General features: G+C 40.5%; 11 protein-coding genes and 1 tRNA gene. 8 read left to right on the plus strand and 4 right to left on the minus strand.

All coding sequences use genetic code 11. The features are described 5' to 3' along the window. Nucleotides 1–105 precede the first annotated feature (105 nt). Complete coding sequence (locus ESA94_RS21185) at nucleotides 106–921, minus strand: tyrosine-type recombinase/integrase (RefSeq protein ID WP_129132968.1); 816 nt, start codon at nucleotides 919–921, stop codon at nucleotides 106–108. An 85-nt stretch (nucleotides 922–1,006) separates the two neighbouring features. Next, nucleotides 1,007–1,078: transfer RNA gene (locus ESA94_RS21190), tRNA-Glu, on the minus strand. A 210-nt stretch (nucleotides 1,079–1,288) separates the two neighbouring features. Here ESA94_RS21190 and gap point away from each other — a divergent pair. The 6 genes from gap to ESA94_RS21220 all read left to right on the plus strand — a co-directional run bounded on the left by gap (nucleotide 1,289) and on the right by ESA94_RS21220 (nucleotide 6,489). Continuing rightward, a complete protein-coding gene (gene gap, locus ESA94_RS21195) occupies nucleotides 1,289–2,299 on the plus strand; it encodes a type I glyceraldehyde-3-phosphate dehydrogenase (RefSeq protein WP_129132969.1) in 1,011 nt (336 codons plus the stop codon). A 9-nt stretch (nucleotides 2,300–2,308) separates the two neighbouring features. Next, nucleotides 2,309–3,121 carry a hypothetical protein gene (locus ESA94_RS21200; protein ID WP_129132970.1) on the plus strand — a complete coding sequence of 271 codons (813 nt, stop codon included), beginning with the start codon at nucleotides 2,309–2,311 and terminating at the stop codon, nucleotides 3,119–3,121. 72 nt (nucleotides 3,122–3,193) lie between these two features. After that, complete coding sequence (locus tag ESA94_RS21205) at nucleotides 3,194–4,396, plus strand: phosphoglycerate kinase (RefSeq protein WP_129132971.1); 1,203 nt, start codon at nucleotides 3,194–3,196, stop codon at nucleotides 4,394–4,396. Between the two features lie 211 nt (nucleotides 4,397–4,607). Further along, complete coding sequence (locus tag ESA94_RS21210; protein ID WP_129132972.1) at nucleotides 4,608–5,201, plus strand: LemA family protein; 594 nt, start codon at nucleotides 4,608–4,610, stop codon at nucleotides 5,199–5,201. A 10-nt stretch (nucleotides 5,202–5,211) separates the two neighbouring features. Next, a complete protein-coding gene (locus tag ESA94_RS21215; protein ID WP_129132973.1) occupies nucleotides 5,212–5,673 on the plus strand; it encodes a TPM domain-containing protein in 462 nt (153 codons plus the stop codon). Between the two features lie 9 nt (nucleotides 5,674–5,682). After that, nucleotides 5,683–6,489, plus strand: a complete 807-nt coding sequence (locus tag ESA94_RS21220; protein WP_129132974.1) for a TPM domain-containing protein — start codon at nucleotides 5,683–5,685, stop codon at nucleotides 6,487–6,489. Nucleotides 6,490–6,598: 109 nt separating this feature from the next. Here ESA94_RS21220 and ESA94_RS21225 read toward each other — a convergent pair whose 3' ends face one another. Then, nucleotides 6,599–7,390: a S1/P1 nuclease gene (locus ESA94_RS21225; RefSeq protein ID WP_129132975.1), complete on the minus strand. Its 792-nt coding sequence runs from the start codon at nucleotides 7,388–7,390 to the stop codon at nucleotides 6,599–6,601. A 216-nt stretch (nucleotides 7,391–7,606) separates the two neighbouring features. After that, entirely contained in the window at nucleotides 7,607–10,096 is a 2,490-nt protein-coding gene (locus tag ESA94_RS21230; RefSeq protein WP_129132976.1) for a M1 family aminopeptidase, read from the minus strand. 148 nt (nucleotides 10,097–10,244) lie between these two features. Between ESA94_RS21230 and ESA94_RS21235 the strand changes: the two genes are divergently transcribed. Beyond that, nucleotides 10,245–11,540, plus strand: a complete 1,296-nt coding sequence (locus ESA94_RS21235) for a DUF4476 domain-containing protein (protein ID WP_129132977.1) — start codon at nucleotides 10,245–10,247, stop codon at nucleotides 11,538–11,540. Between the two features lie 3 nt (nucleotides 11,541–11,543). Continuing rightward, complete coding sequence (gene truA, locus ESA94_RS21240; protein ID WP_129132978.1) at nucleotides 11,544–12,293, plus strand: tRNA pseudouridine(38-40) synthase TruA; 750 nt, start codon at nucleotides 11,544–11,546, stop codon at nucleotides 12,291–12,293. Nucleotides 12,294–12,471 lie beyond the last annotated feature (178 nt).

The raw sequence follows: 12,471 nt of genomic DNA on the forward strand, positions 1-12,471 counted from the left end.
AAAACAACTAATCTTTTTATCAACTTCAGGGGGTCAGTTTGAAATGGCCGCAGGGGGTCACATTGGTCTGGCGAATGGGGGTCACATTAAGCCGGTAGCAGGGGGTCAATTTGAGTGGATTTTCCAGACTGATTCTTGCTTTTTATTTTTGCTGGCACTGGAAGGAACAACAACGGATCTGTTGGCCCAATCTATGTTTTCAATTTTTAAACGGGTAAGTTCGGACCTGCGGATAAAGCAGTAGTAAACGAATTGCGTAAAGTAATACAGTTGTCTGTCGTTTTGCTGCAGGTGTGTTTTCAGCAACTCCTTTTCATCCTCACTGAATGCGATATTTCGGCCAACCTGCAGTTGCACCTTTTTGATTTTCCTGAAAGGGTTCTTGCTGATCCACTCCCTTTCGATCATGGCGTTGGCAAAGGTTGACAAAACGGTGATTTTGTCGTTATAAGTACGACCGCTATAGCCTTTTTTCAAAGCAAGGTAATCGAAGAAAGCCCGTGCGTGGTGTAACTCAAATTGATGGATGAAAACACTGTTGAGCCTGTTACTGATCAGCCAATCTTTCAGCAGCTTAATACAGTAGCGGTAAGATTGCAGCGTACGGCTGCTGCAGTTGGTTTCTTTGAGTTGAAATATAAGGTCAAAAGCCTCCTCGATCTTGGGCTGCAGTACAGGTAAATCTTCATTCCATGGATTCCAGCCGGCTTTCAGTTGTTTTTTCCAATAGGAAATAAGGGCATTGGCCTGCCGTGTGAGTTCTTTCTTGTCTTTAGTGCGATTAATTAAGCCCCGGAACTGAAGCCGTTTAGAGGCTCCAGTCAGGGTATCAGTGAAGTCAAAGTAAATAAACCAGGGTTTACTTACATCGTTCTTGTAAGTACAGATCAGCGGATCTGTCCATTTAAATCTATCTGCCATGCTGCGACGTTTTGTTTGAACCTTTGTTTGAGTTTCAACGTCGCTCTTGGGAAAGCTTGACTGATAAGCGTTTATAAGAACTGTGTACCACGTACGGGATTCGAACCCGTGATTCCTCCGTGAAAGGGAGGCGTCTTAACCCCTTGACCAACGCGGCGTTTGTTTTTGGGAGTGCAAAGATAGGGTCATGCATCTTTTCTCCCAAACAATTTTTAAGATATTTCTCGAATCTTTTTTTGCATAACAAAAAAACAGATTCAAACCGATGCCGAAAGTCATCTATGATTATGTTTGAAAACTAACAGGCTTTAATTTGTAAACTCATTACCTTCGCACCGCATTTTTATAACTACTAAATTAAAATCTCATGAGCACAGTTAAAGTTGCGATTAATGGGTTCGGACGTATCGGTCGTCTGGTTTATCGCCAGATATTTAAAATGGAAGGCATCGATGTAGTGGCAATCAATGATCTTACCTCACCTAAAGTATTGGCTCACTTATTAAAGTACGATACAGCACAGGGCCGTTTTGAAGAAGATGTAAAAAGTACAGAGAACTCAATTATTGTTAATGGCGACGAAATAAAAATTTATGCTCAGAAAGATCCTGCACAAATTCCTTGGGGTTCACACGATGTAGATGTGGTGTTGGAATGTACAGGTTTCTTTACCGATAAAGCAAAGGCAGAAGCTCACCTTACTGCCGGTGCAAAAAAGGTTGTAATCAGCGCACCTGCAACAGGCGATCTGAAAACAATTGTATTCAACGTAAACCACAATATTCTCGACGGTAGCGAATCTGTAATCAGCTGCGCAAGCTGTACTACAAACTGCCTGGCTCCAATGGCACAGGTACTCGAAGAGAAATACGGCATTGTGAATGGTTTAATGACAACCATCCACGCTTACACAAACGATCAGAACACACAGGATGCTCCTCATCCAAAAGGTGATCTGCGTCGTGCACGTGCAGCTGCTCAAAACATTGTGCCTAACAGCACAGGTGCTGCTAAAGCTATCGGCCTTGTATTACCATCATTAAAAGGTAAACTCGACGGTAGCGCTCAACGTGTACCGACTCTTACCGGTTCATTAACAGAAGTAACTGCAGTATTAGGTAAGAAAGTAACTGCAGAAGAAGTAAATGCAGCAATGAAAGCAGCCGCAAACGAAAGCTTCGGTTATACTGAAGATGAAATTGTGAGCAGCGATATCATTGGCATCAGCTACGGTTCTTTGTTTGATGCAACACAAACAAGAGTACAAACTGTAGGCGATACACAATTAGTACGTGTAGTTAGCTGGTACGATAACGAAATGAGTTATGTAAGCCAGTTGGTGCGCACACTTCACTTTTTTGCAAAACTCATCAAGTAATTAAACTTTGTGAATACAAAAACTGTAAAGGGATATTTCTTATGGAGTATCCCTTTTTTATTTCTGGCGTGTAACAGCGGTCCCAAACCCGAAGCGTTTTTAGCTCCCGATCCCAACAACTGCGAATGGTATGTAAAACCGGATAAGGAGAAAGACGAAAGTTTAAATAAGATTGGCGTGTACACACTTCGTTTTTATCCTGAAGGAAAGTATACGCTTTGTGCCGATCTGTTATTTGAACAAGGCAGCTGGGCTTTCGACAATGAAAAAAAGTTAACGGTACTAAAGCCTGTTGTAACGCAGGATGATATTCCAAAGGAACGCTATCTTATAGATCAGTCGGATGCGGGTAATAAAACACAGTTTAGTTTTTATTCCTCTTTTCCGGTTGATAAAGCTAATCCTGATGAGCGTATAAACGTAGAGGCCGTAACCAATGTATCGAAAGATGATCCTTTTGCTGCAGCAATGCATAAATGGCGTGCAAAACCTACAAGTGAGGAAACTACAGCACAGCTAAAGGAACGCACCAAAGCCTATTTGCAGTTTTTATTGGCTTTGTATAGACACGCAAAGGATAATGACATCGAAAATCCCGGTGGCACCTGGTATCCGCAGCCAATTAAGTTCTTCGGTAATAAAGTAAGAATGGCTTATGCTGATGAACTTGCAGACTGGAATAAATGTTTTTATAATGAAGCGCAGGCGGTAGAAGGGTATAAACTCATCAGCGGGGGATTGATGCGTGTAAAAATTACAGGAGAAAACGATGTTGAAAGAAATATCAATTGTGTTGAGCAATTGCTGACAGCTATCAACTGATTTTACCTTTTATTGTATTGCAGCAAACAATAACTTCGTAACCGCATATCAACTATTAAACTAACAACAACTATGAGCAAATTTTCAAACTATAATTTCAACGGACAAAAGGCATTGATCCGTGTGGACTTTAATGTTCCTCTCGACAAACAGACACAAGCTATTACAGACGATACACGCATGCGTGCTGCCATTTCAACCATTAAAAAAATTCTAGCTGATGGAGGAAGTGTAATCTTAATGAGCCATCTCGGTCGTCCGAAAGAAGGTCCGGAAGAAAAATCATCATTAAAACATCTTATCAGTCACCTTGCAGAATTATTAGGTGGTAATACTCCGGTTTTGTTTGCCAACGATTGTATTGGCGAGCAGGCATACCTTACGGCAGGTATGTTGCGTGCAGGTGAAGTATTGTTATTAGAAAATCTCCGTTTTTATAAAGAAGAAGAAAAAGGCGATGCTGCTTTTGCAGAAAAACTCAGTAAGCTGGGCGATGTATATGTAAACGATGCATTTGGTACTGCACACCGTGCACACGCTTCCACTGCAGTAATTGCACAGTTTTTTCCTGCAGAAAAGAAAATGTTTGGTTTGTTGATGGAAGGCGAGGTTGCGGCCGCAGAAAAAGTATTGCTGCAGGCAGAAAAACCATTCACTGCAATTATTGGCGGTGCTAAAGTGAGCGATAAAATTCTTATTCTCGAAAACTTACTGGAACGTGCAACCGATATTATTATAGGCGGTGGCATGGCTTACACATTTATGAAGGCAATGGGTGGCCAAATTGGTAATTCGCTTTGCGAAGAAGATCGTTTGGAAACAGCAAAAACTATTCTTGAAAAAGCAGCTGAAAAGGGTGTTGCTATTCATTTGCCAAGCGATTCTGTAATTGCAGACAAATTTGCGGCCGATGCCAATACGTCAACCGCACCAAGCAACCATGTGCCCGATGGCTGGATGGGACTTGACATTGGTGCGAATGCTTGCGAACAATTCAGAAATGTATTGTTGCATTCAAAAACCATTTTATGGAATGGCCCGATGGGTGTATTTGAAATGGAAAAATTCCAGCATGGAACAAAAACCATTGCGCAGGCAGCAGCAGAAGCAACTTCGAAGGGAGCGTTTTCATTGGTAGGTGGCGGCGACAGTGTTGCAGCTGTAAACGATTTTGGCTATGCCGATAAAGTAAGCTATATCTCTACCGGTGGTGGTGCAATGCTCGAATTTTTCGAGGGTAAAACCTTGCCGGGTATTGCTGCTGTTAAAGCATAACCGATTCTTTGTTTAAATAAAACGTCAGGGTGTCAGCTTTTTAAAGTCGGCACCCTTTCTGTTATTTAAAATTCATCGTGAGAAATAAAATGTTTCAGCTAAATTTAAAGGATGTAACATAACCTTCACGTCTTGTTTATTTATCTGCACTTGTAACAATTTCAATTAACAGCATACTTATCATTCACAAAAAATAAAAAAACACATACACATGAAAAGGAGTACACTTATACTGGTGGCAATAATTGGTGCAATCGTTCTGTTTGGCGGTTGTGGTGCCATTAATTTTCAACGTAAAGGCGTAACCGCAGAAGAAAACATCAAAGGCAAATGGGCGAATGTTCAAAGCGAGTACCAACGCCGTACAGACCTTATCCCTAATCTTGTGAGTACAGTTAAAGGTGAAGCAAACTTCGAACAAAAAACGCTTACAGATATTGTTGAAGCCCGTTCTAAAGCAACACAGATAAAAGTTGATCCAAACGATCTTAGTCCTGAAAAATTAAAAGAATTCCAGGCTGCACAGGGTCAGTTATCGCAGGCATTAGGTCGTTTATTAATGATCACAGAAAATTATCCTAATCTGAAAGCAAATGAAGGTTTCCGTAACCTGCAAACGCAATTAGAAGGAACAGAGAACAGGATTAAAGTTGCCCGTAACGACTTCAATAGCGCAACGCAGGAGTTTAATACACTGATCAAACGATTCCCTAATAATATCTACTCAGGGTTTATGGGCTTTAAAGCGAAAGGCTATTTTGAAGCTGAACCCGGTAGCGATAAAGCACCTGAAGTAAAATTCTGATAACAATTCAATGGGCATCTTTTCATTCTTTACCAAAAAGCAGGATTGGTTTACGCCAGCCGAACACCAAGCAATCATCAATGCCATTCGTGCATCGGAAAAACGTACATCCGGCGAAATACGGGTGTTTGTAGAAAGCCGTTGCAGTTATGTTAACTCAGTTGATCGTGCAGCCGAAGTATTCTTTGGTCTGCAAATGCAGAAAACAGAAGATCGTAACGGTGTGTTGCTCTATATTGCCATGAAAGATCATCAACTGGCAGTATTTGGCGACCAAGGCATTCATGAAAAAGTAGGCTCAGCTTTTTGGAATGAAGAAGTGAAGAAAATGATTGCTTCATTCAGCAAGCAACATTATGCCGATGGCATTGTTCAAATTGTAACAGAAATTGGAAATGCTCTTGTTCATCATTTCCCATACGAAAATGAAGACAGGAATGAATTGCCCGACGATATCGTTTTTGGACGATAGTAGATTATTATGAAACTTTTATCCTCTTCCATACTGTTGTTGCTGTTTCTTTTGCAGGCATTTGTTGCCCAAGCACAGGGAATAGAAAAATATATTCCTGCTGCGTCGAATCCGCCCAAACTTGTGAATGATCTTATTGATAAGCTTACACCTGAGCAGGAAGAAGCGCTGGAACGTAAACTGGTAGCTTACGACGATAGCACAAGCAACCAGATTGCAATTGTTACTATTGGCTATATTGGTGATTACGACATCAGCGATTTTGCGGTTGCCCTTGGCCGTAAGTGGGGTATTGGCGGTAAAGAATTCAGTAACGGAGTATTGATAGTAGTACTGGAAGATAAAGAACGTGGTAAACGCAAAGTATGGATTGCTACAGGCTATGGATTAGAAGGAGCAATACCTGATATTACTGCAAAGCAGATCATTGAAAATGATATTGTACCTAATTTTAAAGCACATGATATTTATCGTGGGCTCGATGAAGGTACAAGCGATCTTATGCGTGCAGCAGCGGGTGAATACAAAGCTCCGACGGGTTACAGTAATCGTGGAAAAAAGAAAGGCGGTGGTATTCCGTTAGGAACAGTCATTGTTGTTGTAATCATACTCATTATTATCTCAAACATCAACAAACGAGGCGGTGGTGGTATGATGAGCAGAAGAGGTTATCGCCGTTGGGATAATACACCACCTATCTGGTTCCCTGGCGGCGGCGGCGGAGGCTGGGGCGGCGGAGGCAGCAGCGGTGGTGGTGGATTCGGTGGTTTTGGTGGTGGTAGTTTTGGTGGCGGTGGTGCCGGTGGCGATTGGTAAAAAGAAAAGAAACAGTACAAAGAAGTGCAAACAACAGAGCCAACCTTGCAAGGTTGGCTCTGTTGTTTTTAAGTAAAGTGCTATAAGTTGTTTTGAAAGCAATACCACATTAACCGAAAATGCGGTTGAGTAAACCGGCCAGTCGTACACCTGCTTTCAGTAATTGTTCATTGATAGTAGCAATGTGTTTGAAATTATATTCAAAGCCCAAACGATCGCCGGTTTTTACACCCGTATAAATTCTTTCCGAATGTTGATATGATTGCCATATCCATTCACTTACTGTCTCTGCCTGCCATTGTTTGCGTTGTTGCTTTGTAGTAAAATTGATTGCAGCAACATATTCTGTATAACTCAGTTGTTGAAAATCGATAAGTTTTGAATCCCATACCTGGTGCAGATTTGATGCATCGCTAAACCACGTAACGGAAATTCTGTTTCCTCCTAGATCTTCTGAATGACCAACATGCATGGGCTGATGCGCATCTTCAACAAAATGAATAAGTAAACGCAGGTACAACTTTTGTTTATCGAGGCTAAGCAGTTTATTTTCCAGCTGAGTTGAAAGCCAGTTGATCTTTGTATAAATGTCGGTTGCAGTATCTGCTGCAAGAAAGCTATACACTGCTTCTTTACTTAATGCAGTGGGCAAATTGATGTGATGCCAGTTTGAAAGATAACGATAAGCTGTGTCCGATTTAGCAAAGTCGGCCCAGTTGCTGCTTATTGCAATTGATTCATTGCCAAGGATAGCTGCAATAGCTCTTTTTGCTTTTTTGTTTAAGTAATTGTTTGCAATTTCTCCCGAAATACGATGCCCCTGTGTGCCCCATGCCAAACTTATGTACGGCAGAGAAAAACAAAAGAAAAACACAACTGCAATTCTGAAACTTCTCATCATGTAATAAAAATTAGGCTGCAAAGCTACTGTAATGCGGTTTCAGCTTCTTGCATTTGCAACAGATTTATATCTGCACGGATTGTTTTGGTTTGATGCGCAGTAAAGCAGGATAAGTGGTAAACAGGTTACAGCCAATAATCAACGATGCGTTTTGATGCAAATAAAACAGCCGGTCATTTGACCGGCTGTTTTTATCAATCGCTCTGTTAGAACAAACTAACTTTTTAATTTGCTCTTGATATAATCAATTTGCTCCTGTAATGCAGTTACATCTTCTCCGCTTTTTTTAGCAGTCTCTTTTTTACCAATAACTGTCTTTAAAAAATTATCAATAACCGGAGTAACACCAAATTGTTCGGGAATAGCATTTCGGAATTGTACAATTTCATCAACACCACGTTTTACTTTTTCAGTGTTTTTGATAATGCCAATAAAGTTTGCAAGCGATGAAGTAAGATTGAACTTGGCTTGCGTAACTCCCATTTTGCTGTACGACTCAATAATTTCATCGAAGCTGCTTTCATCACCGCTTTTAATAAGTGTTGAAGCTATTGCTTCTACCAAGTTCCCTTTCATTGGTTGTTTCGATAAACGCTTTGCTTCTGTTAAAGCTGCAGCAGCATCAATTTTTTCCAATGCAGTTAAAGCTGCTGCATTTAATGTGTACGACGAATCGTTTAACAGCGAAGTAAAGAGCGCTTTGTACGCAGGTTTTTTAAGATTGCCAAGCATTTCAACAGCACGGCTGCGTGTAATACGGCTGGGATCTTTTTTAGCAATGCTTTCAACCGATGCTTCAGTTGCTTCAACAACGGCAGGTTTTTTAATATCCAGTTTGCTTAATGTAAAGTTGCGTAAACCACTGTATTTGTCAGTAAGCGCTTCTTTCATAAACGCAACAGCTTTTGCATCGTCTTGTTTTTTCGAAATAAAGTCAATGGCTTCACGTCTGTCGAGATATAAACCTGCATGTTTGTACTGGTGAATATATTCTTCCAGTGTTTTGTTTTCTTTCTTAACAGCTAATAAAATTTTATCGCCGTCGAAGTTTATCAGGTCTGGTTTTGTTGCTGCATCAAAAGAAAAAGTATCAACTGCATTTTTTACCCAAACCTGGTGACGAATCTTGCTGCTTCCATTGTAAATGTCAATAGCAACAGGTAGTTGAAACAGTTTATCTTTTTGTGTTTGCTTTACAATTACAGAAGCTTTTTTTGTTGCATCATCGTAACCATAAGTAATATCAAGAGAGGGGTGTCCTGCACCAAAATACCACTGGTTAAAGAACCAGTTCAGGTCTTTACCTGTAATTTCTTCAAAAGCCAAACGCAATTGGTGCGCTTCTGCTGTTTTGTATTTGTTGGTGGTTAAATAAAGGTTGATCGATTTAAAAAATGCACTGTCGCCGATATAGTTACGAAGCATATGTAAAATACGACCGCCTTTGTTATAACTCACAGCATCAAACATGTCTTCCTTATCGTGGTAATAATAACGAACAAGATCTTTCTTTTCGCTGCCGCTGCCTAAATAACCTTGCATTGCACTGTAGTTCGTAGCATCAGCTTTGTCTTTTCCGTATTTGTATTCATCCCACAGGTATTCGCTGTAGTTTGCAAACGATTCGTTGAGTGTAAGATTGCTCCAGCTTTCTGTAGTTACATAATCGCCAAACCACTGGTGAAACAGTTCGTGGGCAATCGTTCCTTCCCAATTGTTACCATCTACCAACTCACGGGCATCCTGGTGTGCGGCATCACTGTGTAAAGTAGCTGTTGTATTTTCCATAGCACCACTTACATAATCATGTCCTGTGATCTGGCTGTACTTCGCCCAAGGGTAATCAACTCCGGTAATCTTCGAAAAATAAGTCATCATTTCAGGTGTAAGTCCGAAGATTTTTTTTGCAACCGAAGCATATTCTTTGTCAACATAATAATTTACTTCTTTTCCTTTCCAGCTGTCTTTTACCACAGCAAAATCTCCGGCTCCAACAAAAAATAAGTAAGGTGAGTGAGGTTGATCCATTTTCCAGTAATCAGTACGGGTGCCGTTTGTATTGGTTTTTTGACTGATGAGTTTTCCGTTACTCAACGTTACCCATTTCGTGGGAACGGTTAAATAAAACTCCTGCGTTGTTTTTTGATTGGTTTTATCAATGATGGGAACCCAAACACTGGTTGCTTCCGTTTCACCTTGTGTCCATATTTGTGTGGGTTTGCCTTTCTCTTCTCCTTTTGGATTAATGAAGTACATACCCCTGGCATCGGTAATAGCTGCACTGCCCTTGCTCTTAAATTCACTGGGTTTAGCTAAATACTGAATGTAAACTGTATAGGATTCGTTGTTTTTGTACGTTTTATCGAGTTTGATGTTCAAGAGCAAGCCATCGTAGTCATAGGTAAGTTTGGTGCGTGTTGCCCCTTTTTGCAAAGCAACATACTCAATTTGCATTCCTTTGGCATCCAGTACAAGTGTGTTCGATGGATAAAAATGGGGTTTCAACGTAAGCCAAACATTCCCCTTCAACTGCGAATTTGGAATGTCGAAGTTGGCTTCGAGTTTTGTGTGAATGAGGGCATGCTTTTTTTCGGGTGTTGCACGATATTCCTGCTTCCAGGAAGTATCAGCCTTTTCTTCGGTTTGTGCAAATCCGGTTGTTAAGCTTAAGGTCAATAAGCTTAAGATGGTAAGATTTTTCTTCATAAAATTGATCGTTTAGTGAAATAAGAAACAACCTTTCTGGTCATTTCCATACATTATTCAGCTTGTAAATATAAGTGCTTCCCTGTTGTGGCAGAATTTGGCAAATGGTTTGTAAATCGGATAAGCAAAAAAAATTAGCTTTGTTGCCATGCGTATGTTCAAGAACAGGAGATTTGTTTCGTTTGTTATTATCTGCGGGCTTTTTACGTCCGGGGCTTTTGCACAGTTAAATCATTTCATTTACCTGCAAACCGATAACCAGCAACCTTTTTATATAAAGTACAATAATCGGATCATCAGTTCGTCAGCATCGGGCTATTTAATTCTCCCGAAGCTAAAAGATGGGGTTGTTGAATTTGCTTTAGGATTTCCGAAAACCAATTTGGAAGAGCAAAAGTTTCAATGTGTCATCGATAAGGCAGATAAAGGTTTTCTGGTGAAAAATTTTAATGAGAAAGGGTGGGGCCTGTACGATCTGCAGTCTTCTTCTGTTGTTTATGCGCAGGCTAAAACTGCTCCCGAAACAAATACGCAAACAATAACAGCACCGCCTGCGAATGATCCCTTTTCAAATATGCTGTCGAAAGTAACACAGGATAGTACCGTTAAAACAGTTTCGGTTGTAAAGGAACCGGTGGTAAAACCCGATACAGCAAAAGTTACAAAGCCCGAAGTAGTTGTAAAAACAGAAACACCTGTTCAAACAACAAAAGATACTGTGGTAAAAGCAAATGTTGTTCCTCCGGTAGAAACAAAAAAAGAAGAGGCCGTAGTTAAGAAAGAAGAAGTGGTTGTGCCACCTGTAAGTGAGCCGGAATGGAGGGCCCCTTCAAAATCAGCAATCAAGCAAATTCGGAAATTCGAAAGCAGGGAAGGCGTAGATTTTGTTTTTGAAGTTGAAGCTGATAATACTGAAAAAGATACGGTTCGTTTGTTTATTGAAAAGGATACAACACAACAACCCGTCGTAACACCGGTTGTTACGCCTGCACAAACCGAGGTTAAAAAAGATTCGGTTGCACCTGTTGTAACGGAACCTGTACAACCTAAAAAGGAAGAGGTGGTTGTAAAGAAAGAAGAAGTTGTTGTTGCGCCTCCTCCAACAGAGCAAACTACAAAAAAAGAAGCCCAACCTTTACCTAACAGCAATTGTAAGGATTTTGCAACGGAAGACGATTTGATTAAACTTCGCCGTAAAATGGCTTCTCAACGTAAAGACGAGCAAATGATCGAGGAAGCTAAAAAAGTATTTCGCAATAAATGTTTTACATCTGCACAGTTGCGTAATCTTTCTGTTGCGTTCTTAACAGATGAAGGTCGTTATCGCTTTTTTGATGCTGCATTACCTTATGTTACCGACTTTGCCAACTTTAAATCCTTAGGTGAAACAATACAAGACGAGTATTACAAGCGCCGTTTTATGGCGCTGCTCCCTAATCAATAAATCATGCCACGTTATTTTCTTGAATTAAGTTATAAAGGGGAGAAGTATAGTGGTTTTCAGGTGCAGCAGAATGCCGCAACAATTCAATCTGAAGTTGAAAAAGCGTTTGCTGTATTCTTTCGTAATCCGGTTGAATTAACCGGTTCTTCACGTACAGATGCAGGAGTACACGCATTACAGAATTATTTTCATTTTAATTGGGATGAAGAGTTTCCGCAACAGGCGATTTATAATCTCAATGCAATTTTACCTACCGATATTGTTGTTAAGTCGGTAAGAGAAGTGGGGGCCGATGCGCATTGCCGTTTTCATGCTTTTGCAAGAGAGTACAAGTATTTTATCTACGATGCCAAAAATCCGTTTATAGACGACCGTGCCTGGTATTTCCCCTATACACTGAACATTGATCTTTTAAATAGCTGTGCACAAAAGATTCTTACGAATAACGACTTCTCGGCTTTCTCCAAACGCAATACGCAGGTTAAAACATTTCAATGCTCTATTCTTGAAAGTGAATGGCTGCAGCAGGATGGATGTCTTGTTTACCGTGTAAAAGCAAACCGGTTTTTGCGTGGTATGGTTCGTGGTTTAGTAGGCACAATGGTTCGTGTTGCAAGAGGAGGGATGGATATGGGTACATTCGACCAATTACTTCACACACCACAAATAGCTACAGCAGATTTTTCGGCGCCTGCAAAAGGTTTATTTCTGATAACTGTTAGCTATCCTCATTCCATTTTTAAACACGAGTAAAAAATATTTTCCTCTCGAAACGCTTACCAGTAAAGGGTTTTACTTTTTGAGTTCAAAATACTTTAAAAAAGGTTTGGATTGTAATGTGCGAAGCTGTTACCTTTGCAACCCGCAAGCGAAAAGCGGCAGTTCTTTAGGTGTATGAAGTGAGTGTTTTTCAATGAGTTAGTTAGGAAAG

The organism is Lacibacter luteus (assembly GCF_004118265.1).
Taxonomy (GTDB): Bacteria; Bacteroidota; Bacteroidia; order Chitinophagales; family Chitinophagaceae; genus Lacibacter; species Lacibacter luteus.

Excerpts from the sequence above, each read along its gene's own strand:
- ESA94_RS21220 (WP_129132974.1), top strand. The coding sequence starts at position 5,683 with ATGAAACTTTTATCCTCTTCCATACTGTTGTTGCTGTTTCTTTTGCAG.
- ESA94_RS21205 (WP_129132971.1), top strand. The coding sequence starts at position 3,194 with ATGAGCAAATTTTCAAACTATAATTTCAACGGACAAAAGGCATTGATC.
- ESA94_RS21225 (WP_129132975.1), bottom strand. The coding sequence starts at position 7,390 with ATGATGAGAAGTTTCAGAATTGCAGTTGTGTTTTTCTTTTGTTTTTCT.
- ESA94_RS21235 (WP_129132977.1), top strand. The coding sequence starts at position 10,245 with ATGCGTATGTTCAAGAACAGGAGATTTGTTTCGTTTGTTATTATCTGC.
- ESA94_RS21210 (WP_129132972.1), top strand. The coding sequence starts at position 4,608 with ATGAAAAGGAGTACACTTATACTGGTGGCAATAATTGGTGCAATCGTT.
- ESA94_RS21215 (WP_129132973.1), top strand. The coding sequence starts at position 5,212 with ATGGGCATCTTTTCATTCTTTACCAAAAAGCAGGATTGGTTTACGCCA.
- ESA94_RS21230 (WP_129132976.1), bottom strand. The coding sequence starts at position 10,096 with ATGAAGAAAAATCTTACCATCTTAAGCTTATTGACCTTAAGCTTAACA.
- gap (WP_129132969.1), top strand. The coding sequence starts at position 1,289 with ATGAGCACAGTTAAAGTTGCGATTAATGGGTTCGGACGTATCGGTCGT.
- ESA94_RS21185 (WP_129132968.1), bottom strand. The coding sequence starts at position 921 with ATGGCAGATAGATTTAAATGGACAGATCCGCTGATCTGTACTTACAAG.
- truA (WP_129132978.1), top strand. The coding sequence starts at position 11,544 with ATGCCACGTTATTTTCTTGAATTAAGTTATAAAGGGGAGAAGTATAGT.